The sequence below is a fragment of the Streptomyces sp. NPDC059816 genome (assembly GCF_042732055.1).
Lineage (GTDB): Bacteria > Actinomycetota > Actinomycetes > Streptomycetales > Streptomycetaceae > Streptomyces.
In genome coordinates, this window is record NZ_JBHWIQ010000030.1 from 76,236 (window position 1) to 90,796 (window position 14,561).

At 73.5% G+C, this 14,561-nt stretch carries 12 protein-coding genes; 7 read left to right on the forward strand and 5 right to left on the reverse strand.

Features of this window, described 5'->3' with window-relative positions:
- Positions 1 to 61: 61 nt before the first annotated feature.
- The 4 genes from ACFV88_RS30625 (at position 62) to ACFV88_RS30640 (ending at position 4,561) form a co-directional block, all read left to right on the forward strand.
- On the forward strand, positions 62 to 1,810 hold the full coding sequence (locus ACFV88_RS30625; protein ID WP_385495298.1) for a hypothetical protein: 1,749 nt from the start codon (positions 62 to 64) through the stop codon (positions 1,808 to 1,810).
- A gap of 99 nt (positions 1,811 to 1,909) precedes the next feature.
- On the forward strand, positions 1,910 to 2,572 hold the full coding sequence (locus tag ACFV88_RS30630) for a class I SAM-dependent methyltransferase (protein ID WP_385495299.1): 663 nt from the start codon (positions 1,910 to 1,912) through the stop codon (positions 2,570 to 2,572).
- Positions 2,573 to 2,593: 21 nt separating this feature from the next.
- Entirely contained in the window at positions 2,594 to 3,565 is a 972-nt protein-coding gene (locus ACFV88_RS30635) for an N-acetylmuramoyl-L-alanine amidase (RefSeq protein ID WP_385495300.1), read from the forward strand.
- Between the two features lie 156 nt (positions 3,566 to 3,721).
- Positions 3,722 to 4,561 (forward strand): hypothetical protein, encoded by an 840-nt coding sequence (locus ACFV88_RS30640; protein ID WP_385495302.1) that lies wholly within the window; start codon positions 3,722 to 3,724, stop codon positions 4,559 to 4,561.
- Positions 4,562 to 4,683: 122 nt separating this feature from the next.
- Here ACFV88_RS30640 and ACFV88_RS30645 read toward each other — a convergent pair whose 3' ends face one another.
- The 3 genes from ACFV88_RS30645 to ACFV88_RS30655 are packed head-to-tail and all read right to left on the reverse strand — an operon-like array spanning position 4,684 to position 7,939.
- Entirely contained in the window at positions 4,684 to 5,754 is a 1,071-nt protein-coding gene (locus ACFV88_RS30645) for a prenyltransferase (RefSeq protein WP_385495303.1), read from the reverse strand.
- On the reverse strand, positions 5,751 to 6,485 hold the full coding sequence (locus ACFV88_RS30650; protein WP_385495304.1) for a methyltransferase domain-containing protein: 735 nt from the start codon (positions 6,483 to 6,485) through the stop codon (positions 5,751 to 5,753). The genes ACFV88_RS30645 and ACFV88_RS30650 overlap by 4 nt, the downstream gene beginning before the upstream one ends.
- A complete protein-coding gene (locus ACFV88_RS30655) occupies positions 6,485 to 7,939 on the reverse strand; it encodes a glycosyltransferase family 4 protein (RefSeq protein ID WP_385495305.1) in 1,455 nt (484 codons plus the stop codon). The genes ACFV88_RS30650 and ACFV88_RS30655 overlap by 1 nt, the downstream gene beginning before the upstream one ends.
- Before the next feature lie 249 nt (positions 7,940 to 8,188).
- Here ACFV88_RS30655 and ACFV88_RS30660 point away from each other — a divergent pair, with 249 nt between their 5' ends.
- Positions 8,189 to 8,821 carry a TetR family transcriptional regulator gene (locus ACFV88_RS30660; protein WP_385495306.1) on the forward strand — a complete coding sequence of 211 codons (633 nt, stop codon included), beginning with the start codon at positions 8,189 to 8,191 and terminating at the stop codon, positions 8,819 to 8,821.
- A gap of 19 nt (positions 8,822 to 8,840) precedes the next feature.
- Here ACFV88_RS30660 and ACFV88_RS30665 read toward each other — a convergent pair whose 3' ends face one another.
- Entirely contained in the window at positions 8,841 to 10,298 is a 1,458-nt protein-coding gene (locus tag ACFV88_RS30665) for an aldehyde dehydrogenase (protein ID WP_385495307.1), read from the reverse strand.
- Positions 10,299 to 10,893: 595 nt separating this feature from the next.
- On the opposite strand from ACFV88_RS30665, the gene ACFV88_RS30670 reads away from it, so the two are divergent.
- Positions 10,894 to 11,289 carry a hypothetical protein gene (locus ACFV88_RS30670; RefSeq protein WP_385495309.1) on the forward strand — a complete coding sequence of 132 codons (396 nt, stop codon included), beginning with the start codon at positions 10,894 to 10,896 and terminating at the stop codon, positions 11,287 to 11,289.
- Between the two features lie 37 nt (positions 11,290 to 11,326).
- On the opposite strand, the gene ACFV88_RS30675 is transcribed toward ACFV88_RS30670, so the two are convergent.
- Positions 11,327 to 11,998 (reverse strand): O-methyltransferase, encoded by a 672-nt coding sequence (locus ACFV88_RS30675; protein WP_385495311.1) that lies wholly within the window; start codon positions 11,996 to 11,998, stop codon positions 11,327 to 11,329.
- Positions 11,999 to 12,557: 559 nt separating this feature from the next.
- On the opposite strand from ACFV88_RS30675, the gene ACFV88_RS30680 reads away from it, so the two are divergent.
- Positions 12,558 to 14,513, forward strand: a complete 1,956-nt coding sequence (locus ACFV88_RS30680; RefSeq protein ID WP_385495315.1) for a bifunctional glycosyltransferase 87/phosphatase PAP2 family protein — start codon at positions 12,558 to 12,560, stop codon at positions 14,511 to 14,513.
- Positions 14,514 to 14,561: the final 48 nt, after the last annotated feature.

Genomic DNA, 14,561 nt, shown 5'->3' on the forward strand with positions numbered 1-14,561 from the left:
GGCGAAGCCTAGGGCGGCCGGCCACCCGCCGTTGTCAGTGGGGCCGGTCATGATCGGAGGCATGAAGGAGATCGACGCCCTCCAGGGCTTCGTCGGAGCAGGGGGCTGCTGGAACGGCACGTCCTTCGCGGACATCGCCCGGACCGGCCGTTACGTCGAGGGCAGTTGGGCGCCGGGCCCGGGCGAAGGGGAGGTCCGGCCGCCCGCCGCCGGCAGTTGGACGGAACTCGTGGGGCGCCCCGGCGCGCTCGCGCTGCGCGCGGCCTCCGCAGCGACCAGACCGGGGCGCCGCGAGGTGCTGATCGACTTCCTGGAGATGTGGGCGGGGACGCCGTTCGCGGACCCGGCCTACCGCTTCCGGCTGGGCCGGCTCGCCGGAACGACCTCCTTCACCGTCCGCGACCGGCAGGGCGTCTCCTTCGGCCTGTACCTGCCGGCCGCCCGCCACACCCACTACTTCGAGGCGGTGCTCCCCGGCGGCGAGGTCGTCCCGCGCCCCGAGGAGCCGCTGTACGCCGAGGACTGCCACCGCGGTTGGGGCACCCCGGAGCAGTTGTCGCGCCTGGTGGAGCTGGTCCGGAAGCGCGGCCCGGTCGCCTGGGAGGGGGACGCGGCCCGGGCGCTGGCCGAGGCGACCGGCCTCAGCCGTCCGGCGGCGGCGCTCGTCCTGGCCGGCAACCCCGGCGCCGGCAGCCACTTCGTGCCCTACCTCGATGCGCACGAGCGCTCCGTGTTCGGCTTCGGCGCGGCCGAACTCGAATCGGCACGGGGCGAGTTGTCGATGCTGAACGACGACGACCGGCTGGCGCTGCTCGCCGACGTGCTGCCCGAGGACCCCGCGGACCTGTGGGAGCCGGACGGTCTCGCCCGGGTCGCGGAGCGCACCGCCGCGGCCTGGACCGAACGGCACGGCACCCGCCCGCACCCTCCGTGGGACACCTGGCGGTCCGCGGTGGCGCTGGAGACCCGGATGCCCGCGGCCCATCTGTGCCACCTGTTCCTCGACCCGGCGAACGCCACCCTCCCGCCGGGCTTCTCCCTGCGGCTGTGGCCGTGCCCGCCCGAGCACCGCCACCTGCGCACCGCCTGGGACGTCATGGGCCGCTACGACGCCGACACCGTCGCGGACGCCGTCTTCGCCGGCCTGCCGTGGGCGTACGCGGACCTCCCCGCCGGGGACCCGGTGCGCACGGCGGCACCGGAGGTCGTCCGTCAGCTGTGCAAGGTGCTGGCGGGTGGTGACTCACCGGCCCGGCTCCTGCATTCCGGTGTGATCCGCGGCAATCGCGGAAGCCGACGCCGGGACTGGTTGCGGGACGGCACCTGCGACCGCGTCACGGCCCGCATCCTCGCCGACGACCTGCCGCCCGGCCGCTACGAGTCCGACCCGCGTGCCTGCGTCCCCGAGCTGGTCGCCGAGGTCGCCGCGACCCTCGACCTGTCCGAGGACGCCGCCACCCTCCACCTCCAGTTGCTGCTGCTCCCGGTGCCGTCGGACCGCAAGGTGCGGCGTTGGAACGCCTGGACGCCGACCCGCCATGCGAAGGCCGCGGCGGAGCTGCTGGCGCACGACCTGGTGGTGGAGGACCGCAGACCGCGCGCGGGACGCAGGCTCTTCCTGCCCGGCCCGTGGGCGCACGGCAAGAAGCCGCTGCCGCCGATGGAGGCCTGGAAGGCGCCCCTGATCGGCGCGCGGCTGAGCGAGGACGGGAGCGAGGTACGGGAGTTCGAGCTGCTTCCGGGCACGCTCCCCGAGCTGTTCGCCGAGGTCTGGCGGCTGGTCCGGGCCGGCGCGGGGCCGACGGCCTGAGTGACGCGGTGCCCGGGGATCGCCCGCCGGGTGTGCCAGCATGACGGCGACACCGGCGGCCCGCACCGTCCGGCCCGCCCCATGACCCACGGAGCCCCGATGCACCAGGCGACGACCGCACTGCCCGCCCGGAAAGTCCTGTCCGCCTTCGAGAAGGCGAAGGGGTTCATGCCCCGCGACGAGGGGCTGGCGCTGTACGCCGCCGCGCGGACGGCGGCGGCCCTGGGGCACCCCCTGCTGGAGGTGGGCACGTACTGCGGTCGCTCCACGATCCTGCTGGCGGACGCGGCCCGGGCGGCGGGGGGCACCGTGCTCACCGTGGACCACCACCGGGGCAGCGAGGAGCAGCAGCCCGGTTGGGATTACCACGATCCGGAGACGGTGGATCCCGAGGTGGACCGGATGGACACGCTCCCGGAGTTCCGCCGCACCCTGTACCTGGCGGGGCTGGAGGACCACGTGATCGCCCTGGTGGGCCGTTCCCCGCAGGTCGCGGCCGTGTGGACCACGCCGCTCGCGCTGGTCTTCATCGACGGCGGGCACACCGACGAACACGCGAACGCGGACTACGAGGGCTGGGCTCCGCGGTTGGTGACGGGGGGCCTGCTGGTCATCCACGACGTGTTCCCGGACCCGGTGGACATCATGACCGGCCAGGCGCCGTACCGGGTCTACCTCCGGGCGCTGGCCTCCGGCGCCTTCGAGGAGATCGGGGTGACGGGCTCCCTGCGCGTGCTGCGCCGCACCAGCTCCAGCGGCTGACCCGGGGTTAGAGTCGCTGCCGTGTCCCACCCAGAAGACCGTTCAGCACCCCGTCCCGAGTCACGTCCCGAGCCCGGCTCCGTCCCCGCGCAGGCCGGTCGCCGCACCCGCCGCCGGGCCCTTCTCGCGGCGGCCGTCCTGCTGCCCGTGGCGCTCGTCGCGGGGCTCGCCCTGGCGCAGGAGGGCTCCCCCGAGGGTCGTCCCGCCTCCGTGGACGGAAAGAACGGGGGCGAAGGGGCGGCAGGGTCGTCCCCGTCCGGCGGGGCACCCGTCAACGGGTCCGGCGGGTCTGGGGGACCCGCGGCGAAGGCGCCGCTGGCGGGCAAGGTGGTCGTCGTCGACCCGGGGCACAACCCGGGCAACTTCCAGCACGCCCAGGAGATCGACCGGGAGGTCGACATCGGCACCGGGCGCAAGGCGTGCGACGCCACGGGAACGACGACGAGCGACGGCCCGGGCGGCTACCGGGAGGCGGACTTCACCCTGGACGTGTCGCGCAAGCTCCGCGCTCGGCTGCGGGAGCTGGGCGCGACCGTGATCCTCACCCATGACGGGGACCGTGCCTGGGGGCCGTGCGTGGACGAGCGGGCCCGCATCGGCAACGAGGCCCGTGCCGATGCGGTGGTGTCCGTCCACGCGGACGGTTCGGCCCGGGGCAACCGCGGCCATCACCTGATCCTGCCCGCGCGGGTCAAGGCCGGGGCCGCCGACACCGCGGCGATCGTGGGGCCCTCCCGTGACCTGGGGGAACGCATCGGCCGGCAGTTCGCGCTGGCCACCGGTAGCGAGCCGGCCAACTACCTCGGCGGCGGCAGCGGCATCGACGTGCGCGACGACCTCGGGGGGCTCAACCTCTCGCGGGTGCCGAAGGTGTTCATCGAGTGCGGCAACATGCGGGACCCCCAGGACGCGGCCCGGTTGACCGACGGAGCGTGGCGGGAGAAGGCGGCGCGGGGGATCGCTGAGGGAATCATGAGTTTTCTGCGTGGGTAGTATGCCCTGCCCCGGCCTGGCAGACTCCTTCGCCGGGCCGACGATAGGGTCAGCCTACGATGGAGGGTCACCCCCCGCTCCGCCCACGCACGTGGGCGACAGCAAAACCCCCTTCACCAGCGACCGACCAGACGACGGACGAAGGACCTTCCTGAAGTGAACATCCGCTCCCTCACTAGAGGCGATGGCGTGGTGATCGGAGCAGCGGTGTTGCTCTTCATCGCGTCGTTCCTCGACACGTACTCGATCGACGGGGCCAGTGACAGCACCGAGTACCCGAACGCCTGGGACAGCGGTCCGACCCTGATGAGCATGTACCTGGCGGGCATCATCGCCGCCGTGGTCATCGTCTTCGCCCACACCCAGTCCCAGCCGCGGAAGGTCGTGGGGCTCGACCTCGGCCAGTTCGGCGTCGCGTTCGCGGTCTTCTCGGCGTGGAGCGCACTGGGGAACATCTTCGACCCCGCCGGCCCGTTCGACGGGAACGGCGCCCTCACCCCGGACGCCGGCACGGGTCTGATCATCGGTCTGATCGCGACCGTGGTGCTCGCCGGTGCCGCGGTGGCGACTCCGCTGGTGCCCGCGCTCAAGGCCCCGCTGCTCGGTGCCCCGCGACCGGCGACCCCGCAGCCCTACGGTCAGCAGCCGCCGGCCGGTGGCTACGGGTACCCGGGGGGCGCCGGCGGACCGGCCTTCGGCGGCCAGCCGCAGCCGGGCCCGTTCGGTACGCCGGGCGGCGCCCCGCAGGGCCAGCCGCAGCAGGGTACTCCGGCGCCCGGACCGCAGCCGTCCGGCGGGGACTTCTCGCCGTTCTGGTTCGCGGTTCCGGTTCCCCGGCCCCTGTACCCGGAGGACGGTTCTCCGAACCCGATCGCCGAGCTCGCCCCCGGCACCTGGTACCTGGCCGTGGAACAGCGCGGTCCGGGCCTGATCGCCCAGACCCAGGACGGTCGCCGCGGCGTCCTCCAGGACACCTCGGGCATCCAGCGGGGCTGATCCCCCCACAGCGGTACGACGAGGGCCCATCCGCAATGCGGGTGGGCCCTCGCCCCTTTTCGGGTCTTCGGACCGTTCCGCGTACGCCTCCTGATGTGGTGTCAGGGCGCGGCGGCGCGCGCTCAGGAGCAGCAGGCGGGGGTGACGCCCCGGGGCAGTCGCTCGGGGGTGAAGACCGCGCGGGTCGCCTCGTGGCCGCCGAGCGCGGCCACGGCGAGCAGCACCGCGCCGGCCGTCCAGGCGGTCTGTTCCGCCGGCCAGATCGCCCGGTCCGCGTAGACGTAGCCGGTCCAGTACAGGCCGGTGGTCTCGTCGCGCAGGTGGCCCAGGGCTGCGAGCACCTCCCGTGCCCGGTCCGGTTCGCCCGCGACCCACAGGGCGAGGGCGAGTTCGGCGGACTCCCCGCCGGTGACCCAGGGGTTGGGGGACACGCAGCGGACCCCGAGGTCGGGCACCACGAACCGGTCCCAGTCGGCCGCGATCCGCTGTCGGGCGGCCGGGCCGGTCACCGCGCCGCCGAGCACCGGGTAGTACCAGTCCATGGAGTAGCGGTCCTTGTCGAGGAACCGTTCGGGGTGGTGCCCGATCGCGTGCCGCAGCGCCCCGACGGCGAGTTCCCACTCGGGCTGGGGCTCCCCGCGCCGTTCGGCGAGGGCGAGGGCGCAGCCGAGGGCCTGGTGGACGGAGGAGTTGCCGGTGAGCAGGGCGTCGGCGACGGGGGTGCCGTCGGCTTCGCGCCGCCAACCGATCTGCCCGCCGGGTTGTTGGAGGGCGAGCACGAACTCGACGGCGGCGTGGACGGTGGGCCACATCCGGTCGAGGAACTCCTCGTCGCCGGTGGCGAGGTGGTGGTGCCAGACGCCGACCGCGACGTACGCGCAGAAGTTGGTCTCCCGGGTGCGGTCGGTGACGTCGTCGGGGTCGCCGTCGGCGTAGGCCGCGTACCAGGAGCCGTCCGGGTTCTGGTGGCGGGCGAGCCAGGCGTAGGCGCGGGCGGCGGCCTCGTGTTCACCGGCGGCGTCCAGCGCCATCGCGGCCTCGACGTGGTCCCAGGGGTCGAGGTGGTGGCCGCGGAACCAGGGGATGGCGCCGTCCGGTCGCTGGACGGCGAGGAGGGCCCGTACGGTGGCCGCCGCCTGCGCCGCGGTGAGTACTCCGGGCAGCACCAGGTGCTCGGTGCGGGGGGTGGTCACGGGGCGTCCACCGGCGGGAGGTGCGGTTTGGTCGCGTAGGCCACGAAGCTCTTGCCGATCAGCGGGTTGAGGGCCCGTTCGGCGGTCCGGGTGGCGAGGGGCTTCTTCATGATGTCCCAGACCAGCATCTTGTGGTAGGCGCGCACCGGCAGCGCCTTGTCGTTGTCGACGCCGAACGCGCACTTGAGCCACCAGTACGGCGCGTGCAGGGCGTGGGCGTGGTGGCTGCCGTACGGGCGCAGGCCCGCTTCCCGCATCCGGGCGAGTAGTTGGTCGGCGCGGTAGATCCGGATGTGGCCGCCCTCGACCTCGTGGTACGCGTCGCTGAGCGCCCAGCAGATCCGTTCGGGGCCGTAGCGCGGCACGGTGACGGCGATCCGGCCGCCGGGCCGCAGCACGCGGACCATCTCGGCGAGGACGCCCTTGTCGTCGGGGATGTGTTCCATCACCTCGGAGATGATGACCACGTCGAAGGAGGCGTCGGGGAAGGGCAGGGCGAGGGCGTCGCCCTCCATGGCGGTGGCGGTGGCCCCTCGGGGCGCCTCCCCGGCCTCCCGCATCGCGGCGAACCAGCGGGCGACCTCGCGGATCTCCTCGCCGTTGCGGTCGAGGGCGACGACCCGGGCGCCGCGCCGGTAACACTCGAAGGCGTGGCGTCCGGCACCGCACCCGAGGTCGAGGACGCGGTCGCCGGGGGCGAGCGGGAAGCGGGTGAAGTCAACGGTCAGCATCAGCGGTTGATCCCCCTGGCGGCGACGGCCGTGCTGCGGCCGGTGCCTGTCGGTGCGGCCGGGGCGCCGCCCCGGCCGGTGTGCGCGCGGGCGATGGCCGTGCGGTAGTGCTCGACGGTGCCTTCGGCGGCGCGCGCCCAGGTGAACCGGTCGAGGACCCGGGCGCGGCCCGCGGCCCCGAGTCGGGTGCGCAGCTGCCCGTCGTCGAGGAGGCGGCCCAGTGCGGTGGCGAGGGCGCCGGGGTCGCCGGGCGGCACCGCGAGGCAGGTCTCGCCGTCGGGTCCCGCAACCTCGGGGATCGCCCCGCCGGTGGTGGCGACGAGCGGGGTGCCCGTCGCCATGGCCTCGGCCGCGGGCAGGGAGAAGCCCTCGTACAGCGAGGGGACGCAGGCGATCTGCGCGGAACGGATCAGGTCGACGAGTGCGCTGTCGCTGACTCCCTTGACGAACTCCACGGCGCCGTCGAGCCCGTACCGTTCGATCGCCCGGGCGACCGGGCCGTCCTCGGCGCGCTTGCCGACCACGACGAGGTGGGCGTCCGGGTGTTCGGTGCGGAGCTTCGCCAACGCGTCGATGAGGTGCACCAGGCCCTTGAGGGGGACGTCGGCGCTCGAGGTGGTGACGATCCGGCCGGGGACCTCGGCGACGGACGGGTCGGGGGTGAACAGGTCGGTGTCGGCGCCGATGGGGACGACGTGGACGCGGCCGGCGCGCACGTCGAGGTGGTCGATGATCTCGCGGCGCGAGCTGCCCGAGACGGTGATGATCGACGGGAGGCGCCGGGCCACCCGCTTCTGCATCCGGGTGAACGCGTACCAGCGGCGGACGGAGGCCCGTCGCTTCCAGCCCGCGGCGGCGTCGATCTCCAGCCGCCGGTCGACGGTGATGGGGTGGTGGACGGTGGTGACCAGAGGGGCGCCCAGATCGCCCAACTGCCCGTAGCCGAGGGTCTGGTTGTCGTGGATGACGTCGAACGCTCCGCGGCGGGAGCGCAGGTGGCGGCGGGCGCGCAGCGAGAACGTCAACGGTTCGGGAAAGCCGCCGGTCCACATGGTGGCGACCTCCAGGGCGTCCACCCAGTCGCGGAACTCGTCGCGGGCGGGGGTGCGGAAGGGGTCGGGTTCGCGGTAGAGGTCGAGGCTCGGCAGCGGGGTGAGCGAGAGCCGTCCCGGTCCGTCGCCGTCGGCATCGCCATGGCCCTCGCCATCGACGGCGTCGAGCACGGGGTAGGGCTGGGCGCCGATCACCTCGACGGTGTGGCCGAGGCGGACCAGTTCGCGGGACAGATGGCGGACGTAGACGCCCTGCCCCCCGCAGTAGGGGTTGCCCTTGTAGCTGAGCAGCGCGATCCGCAGCGGCCGCTGTCCCCACTGTCCGGAGGGTGTGCCGTCGGGCCGACCGGTCGAGGGGTCCTCTCCCGATCGGGGGCGGGCCTCCATCGCCTCAGCGGTCACTCGTGGCCCCCTTCTCGCGGCGTACACCGGCGACCCTATGCGCGGGCGGCAATGTAGAACAAGTTTCAGACCCGCTCGTTCAAGAAGCTTGAATCTACCGGCTGGTAGCCCTCCGTGGCCGGGCGGTTCGGGTGATTCGCGCCACGACGCGGCGCCCTACCATGCCGTACGGTCCGGGAAGCCTCCGGGCGAGCGGGGCCGGCTGCGCCCGGACCTCCACGACGGCCACGGAACGGGACGATCGGGTAGATGACAGCGCACGCCAGACCCGGGGACGCCAGTGGGCGGACCGCCGCTGCACCGCCCCTCGCGGAACGCCAGGAGGCCCGGCGCCGCCGCATCCTGCACGCCAGCGCGCGGCTCGCGGGCCGGGGCGGCTTCGACGCGGTGCAGATGCGGGAGGTGGCGGAGCTGTCGGGCGTCGCGCTCGGCACCCTGTACCGCTACTTCCCGTCCAAGGTCCATCTGCTGGTCGCCACCATGCGGGACCGGTTGGAACGCCTGCACGCCACGCTGCGCGAGCGACCGCCCGCCGGGGACGGTCCCGCCGAGCGCGTCGCCCAGGCCCTGATGGGGGCGTTCGGTGCGCTCCAGCGGGAACCGCACCTCGCCGACGCGATGGTGCGCGCCCTGACGTTCGCCGACCGGTCGGTCAGCTCCGAAGTGGAAGAGGTGTGCCGGCTGACCACCGCGATCATCGTGGACGCCACGGGCCTGGACGACCTCGGCCCCGAGCGGACGGCCGCGGTGCGGGTGATCGAGCACACCTGGCACTCGGTGCTCATCGCCTGGCTGTCCGGGCGGGCGTCGATCGAGCAGGTGCGGCACGACGTCGAAACGGCCTGTCGGCTGCTCGACCCGCCCTGCGCGGGCCGCCACTGAGCCCCGCCCGGCGAGGGGGTCAGCCGTCCCACCCCGCGGGCAGGTGGATCGTCTTGTGCTCGAAGTACGCGGCGTACCCCTCGGGGCCGAACTCGCGCCCGAGGCCGGAGTCCTTGTACCCGCCGAACGGGCCGAGCACGTCGATGTCGAAGGTGTTCACCGAGTACGTCCCGGTGCGCACCCGGCGCGCCACGTCGAGCCCGCGCTCCGGGTCGGCCGTCCACACGCTGCCGGAGAGTCCGTACGCGGAGTCGTTGGCGATCCGCACCGCCTCCTCCTCGTCCTCGTACGGGAGCAGACAGACCACCGGGCCGAAGATCTCCTCCCGGGCGACCCGCATGGAGTTGTCGACCTGACCGAGGAGGGTCGCCTCCACGTACCAGCCCCGGTCGAACCCCCGGGGACGGCCGCCGCCGGCCAGGACCTTCGCGCCCTCGTCCCGGCCCAGGCGGATGTAGTCGAGGGAGCGCCGCTGCTGGCGTTCGGCGACCAGCGGACCGAGTTCGGTGGCCGGGTCCAGGGGGTCCCCGGCGAGCAGGGCGTTCGCGGCGGCCGAGAAGCCGTCGGCGAACTCGTCGTGCCGTGCGCGGGGCACCAGGATGCGGGTCTGGGCCACGCACGCCTGGCCGTTGAGCAGCCAGGCGAAGGGGGCGATGCCCGCGACGGCGGTGGTCGCGTCGGCGTCGGGCAGCACCACCGCGGCCGACTTGCCGCCCAGCTCCAGGGTGACACGTGTGAGGTTGCGGGCGGCGACCTCCATCACCCGTTTGCCCGCGGCGACCGAGCCGGTGAACGACACCTTGTCCACGTCCGGGTGCCCGACCAGGTACTCACTGGTGCCGCGATCGGCGCAGAGGATCGACAGGACCCCCTCGGGCAGCCCCGCCCCGGCAGCGATCTCCGCGAGGACGTACGCGTCCAGCGGGGTCTGGGGGGAGGTCTTCAGGACGACCGGGCAGCCGGCGAGCAGCGCGGGCGCGAGCTTCGCGGCGGCCGTGAACTGGGGGACGTTCCAGGGCACGACGGCCGCCACGACCCCGACGGGTTCCCTGCGGACCAGCAGCCGGCCGGAGGCTCCCGCGCGGGGCTCCTCGTGGACGAAGTCCCGGGCGACGAGGAGCGCCGCGTCCCACACCCTCAGCGCGGCGAGGGCCTGCATGTGCACGCTCGACGTGTACGGGGTGCCGTTCTCGGACGTGATGAGGCGGGCCATCTCCTCGTGCCGCGCGGCGAGGCCGTCCCTGATCCGGCTCACGACCTCCAGGCGCTCGGCGAGGGCCGCTCGGGGCCAGGGTCCGTGGTCGAAGGCTGCTCGGGCCGCGGCGAGGGCTCGGTCCACGTCGGCCCGCGATGCGTGGGGGACCCGGGCGAAGACCTCGCCGGTGTGGGGTGACACCACCTCTATGACGTCACTGCCGAGGGGGTCGGCCATCGCTCCGCCGATGAACAGTTGTCCGTGCTCCACTCGCTCGGTCATGCCTTCAACCGCCTCCCCGTGGAACGCCGTACGGGCGTCCGTTCTGGTCGCACACCAGATCAGGGTGTTCCCCGGGGCGGGCTCCGCCAATCGGACCGGCCTTTCGGCGCGGGGTACTCGGCTGTTCGGCACCTGCGGGTGCGGTGTCCCCTGCGGGTGCGGTGTGGTTGCCCGCGCCGTTCCCCGCGCCCCTGATCAAGTGCGCCCCGCCCAGGGCGTGCGGTACGGGGCGCCCCAAAGGGGCGCGGGCAACCACCGCGCAGCTAGCTGAACAGCGAACGCCCCGAGGGACGCACCCAGGGGGCGCGGGGAACTGCGCGAGCAACCACCGCGCACCCCGCCGGACAGCGCACGCCCCGAGGGACGCACCCAAGGGGCGCGGGGAACGGCGCAGAACAACAGCGCACCCGCAAGGGACAGCGCACGCCCACCGGAGCGCACCCAAGGGGCGCGGGGAACTGCGCGGGCAACCACCGCGCACCCGCAGGGAACTGCGGGGGCTCCCCTACCGTCGCGGGCTGTGCGACCCTCCCCCTTGACCACAGGGACTGACCACGGCCGACGCCAGGGGCCGGGCGGAACGAAGGAGCACCAGGTGCTTGAGCTGACCATGGCCACGTTGTCGGAGGCGGACGCGGGCGCCACGGCGGGCATGCTGATGGCGGAGGAGACGAGCGACGCGGGGTCGGTCCTGCGGGTGGGCCGGGACCGGAGCGTGTGTCGCCTCGCCACCCCCGGCGACTGGCTGTTCGTGTCCCGGACCCATCTGGAGTTCCGCTGCGGAGCCGACGGGAGCTGGACGGTGTCCTGGCTGCGCGGTTCCCAGGTGGACCCATCCTCCGAGGTACGGCTCACGGTGGGCCGGGGCCCCTCGCAGCCGCTCCCCTACGGCGGCACCTCACCGCTTCCCCCGGGCTCCTCCGGCGAGGTCGTCATCCTGGACCGCACCGGGCCGCGCTCGGTCAACGTCGGCTTCTACCACGAGGTGTGAAACCGGTCGGGACGGCGGGCCCGGCGGCGGGCCGGGCTCAGCCGGTGACGCGGGCCAGCAGGAAGCCGTCGTACCCCTTGGTGCCGACCGTCTGGACGACGGTGGCGCTCAACTCGGGACGGGCGGCCACCCGGTCGATCAGCGCCCGGGTCCCGACGACGGCGGGGTCGGTGCTGTCCGCATCGGCGACGGCCCCGCCGCGGACCACGTTGTCGCAGACGATGACCGAGCCGGGCCGGGTGAGCCGCAGCGACCAGTCGAGGTAGTGCGGATTGTTGACCTTGTCAGCGTCGATGAAGACGAAGTCGAAGGGGCCCGCGCCCTCGGCCTCCAGCAGCGGGAGCGTGTCCAGGGCGGCGCCCACGCGGACCTCGGTCACCCCGTCCAGCCCGGCCCGGGCGAGGTTGCGCCGGGCGACCTCGGCGTGCGCGGCCTGGTACTCCAGGGTGACGAGTCGGCCGTCGGCCGGGAGCGCTCGGGCCAGCCAGATCGTGCTGTACCCCCCGAGGGTCCCGATCTCCAGGATCTTCCGCGCGCCCTGCACCTCGGCGAGCAGCTGGAGCAGCTTGCCCTGGTTCGCGGCGACCGCGATCTGCGGCAGCCCCGCCGCGTCGCTGTCGCCCAGCGCCGCGTCCAGCGCCTCGTCGGCGAGGGTCAGTGCGGACGTGACGTAGTCGTCGACGGCGTCCCAACGCTCCTGCTCGGCCATGTGACGGACTCCCCGCTTTCCTCGGTCCCGCTCAGTCGTGTTTCTCACAGAACCTATCCCGGCTCCGCCCCCGGTGCCCTCGATCGGACGCCCGGTCCTCCGGTGGGGTGGTTCGGGCGCACGGCCGAAATGCCGGAGCCGCCGCGGAACGAGGGGGCGCGGCGCCCGTCGCGCGCCCTGCGCACCGCGCCCCCCGGAAGGCGGGAAACGCCCGGAGGACGGCCCGTACGAACCGGCTAGAGTGTGATCAAGATCGCATTCCGCGTTCAGCGCTGAGCCTTTTCCCCACTATCGTCGTCCGATCAAAAGTAAAGAGGCTGTCAGGTGAAGCGGGGGTTGCCTGCGTCTCTTCGCACGGGCAATGCGAGCCTCTTAGGGTCGGCCCATCGAGACAGGCCGTACATCGATGAGCGCAGTGAGCGAAACGGGGCGGGAGGGCCGACGCGGCGTGGCTGAGACGGAGCACGGACCAGGAGAGGCACGAGCAGCGAGACCTGGAGGGCCGCCCGCAACGGCGGTGCACCCCCGGATCGCGGCCGTCCGCATCGGCCTGTGGCTGATGGCGGCGCTGCTCGCCGTCCGACAGGTCGCGGTGATAGTGCGACAGCCGCCCGGTGAACGCCTCACCGACCTGGGGACCTGGATCGGCACGGACGGCGTGCTGCACGTTCCCGGGTCGGTCTACGACAACGACCAGTTCACCGGTACCCCGTTCAACGGACTCGTACTCAAACCGTTCGCGAACGCGGCCGAGGAAGCCCTCGGCTGGGGCTGGACCTTCGGGACCCTCCTGCTCGTGGCGGCCCTCGGCCTGGTCGCCGCACGCGCCCTGCCCGGGCCGGTGTCCCGCCGCACCGCGCTACTCGCCGCACCGGTGGCGGTCTGCCTGCTGATGCTGTCCCTGCCGGTGCGCAACACCCTGTACCTGGGCCAGACCAGCATCATCCCGGTGCTGCTGGTGCTGCTCGGCTGTTTCGCGGCCCGGGGGGAACGGGCCAGCGGCATCCTGATCGGCATCGGGGCCGCCTTCCAGCCGACCGTGCTGCTGTTCGCCCCGCTGCTGTGGCTGACCGGCCGCCGGAAGGCAGCGGTGTCGGCCGGCGCCACCTTCGCCGCGTGTTCCGCCCTCGCCTGGGCCGCGATGCCCGACGACTCGTGGACGTACTGGATCGAGCAGATCGCGGGCGCCGGGCTGGGAGCGACCCCGGACGGACTCGCCAACCAGTCCCTGCACGGGGCGCTGCTGCGGTTCGGGCTGAGCGGACCGCTGGAGTGGGCGCTGTTCCTGGCGCTCGCCGCCGCGGTGGTCTTCCTCGGACTGCGCCGGGCCGTGCGCTACGCCCAGGACGGGCAGCTGCTGCTCGCCGTCGCCATCACCGGCTGCGTCGCCGCCGCGGTGTCGCCGACCGCCTGGCAGCACCAGTTGCTGTGGGTGCTGCTCGCCGTCGTCGGCCGGGTCGGCAAGCGGGCCGCCGACCGGCCGGTGTGGCCCGTCGCCGTCATCCTGGCGATGACGCTGCCCGCGAAGATGATGTTGCCGAACATGGGCGTCATGCATCCGCTGCGGGACAACGTGATCCTCGTCGCGGCACTCGCCGCGGCCTGCTTCGTGCCGTTCCTGTCGCGCACCTCGCCGCACTACGACGATCCGACACCCACCCAGTACGCCGCCCCCGTGCCCGCCCGCTGGAAGTGGGTGCCGCTGGTGCCGTTCTGGCGGCGGGTGCTGAGCCGGCCGAACCTGCTGCTCGAACTGCTGCTGATCCGGGTCGGCTACTCCGCGTACCAGCAGGTGCGGCTCGCGGCCACCTCGGGGCGGGAGACCGCGGAGGCGCACGGCGAACAGATCCACGCCATCGAGAAGGCGCTGTTCATCGACATCGAGCACTGGGTGAACCACCAGGTGGTGAGCCTGCCGTGGCTGGAGGACTTCTTCAACTTCTACTACACGTCCTTCCACTTCGTGGTCCCGCTGAGCGTGCTCGGACTGCTGTACGTGCGGCGGCCGGTGGACTACCGGTGGGCGCGGACCGGGCTGGCCTTCGCCACCCTGCTCGCCCTGCTCGGGTTCTGGCTGTACCCGCTGGCTCCGCCGCGGCTGATGCCCGGGCTCGGGTTCGTCGACACCATTCACGGCGTGCAGGACTTCTCGAAGCCGGACTACGGAACCCTGACCGGGCTCACCAACCAGTACGCGGCGATGCCCTCGCTGCACTTCGGGTGGTCCCTGTGGTGCGGGGTCGTCATCGTCATCCTCGCCCCGAAGGCGTGGATGAAGCTGCTGGGCGCGCTGCACCCGGCGATCACCCTGGCGACGATCGTCGGCACGGCCAACCACTGGGTGCTGGACGCGGTGGGCGGGGGCGCCGTGGTCGCCGCGGGCTTCGGGCTCGGTTACCTGTTCGCCGGGCCCCGGGCCAGGCGGGCCGGGGCCGGGGAGTCCGTCAGGATCCCCGAGCAGAAGGGCCCACCGGCCGAGGCGCTCAGCGGCGCCTCGGCGGGCCGCAAGAGCTGACGGCCCCGGAGGGTCGGGAACGCGGGAGGGGGGCGCGGCGTGTGACGC

Excerpts from the sequence above, each read along its gene's own strand:
- ACFV88_RS30680 (WP_385495315.1), top strand. The coding sequence starts at position 12,558 with ATGGCGGCGCTGCTCGCCGTCCGACAGGTCGCGGTGATAGTGCGACAG.
- ACFV88_RS30630 (WP_385495299.1), top strand. The coding sequence starts at position 1,910 with ATGCACCAGGCGACGACCGCACTGCCCGCCCGGAAAGTCCTGTCCGCC.
- ACFV88_RS30650 (WP_385495304.1), bottom strand. The coding sequence starts at position 6,485 with ATGCTGACCGTTGACTTCACCCGCTTCCCGCTCGCCCCCGGCGACCGC.
- ACFV88_RS30625 (WP_385495298.1), top strand. The coding sequence starts at position 62 with ATGAAGGAGATCGACGCCCTCCAGGGCTTCGTCGGAGCAGGGGGCTGC.
- ACFV88_RS30665 (WP_385495307.1), bottom strand. The coding sequence starts at position 10,298 with ATGACCGAGCGAGTGGAGCACGGACAACTGTTCATCGGCGGAGCGATG.
- ACFV88_RS30660 (WP_385495306.1), top strand. The coding sequence starts at position 8,189 with ATGACAGCGCACGCCAGACCCGGGGACGCCAGTGGGCGGACCGCCGCT.
- ACFV88_RS30675 (WP_385495311.1), bottom strand. The coding sequence starts at position 11,998 with ATGGCCGAGCAGGAGCGTTGGGACGCCGTCGACGACTACGTCACGTCC.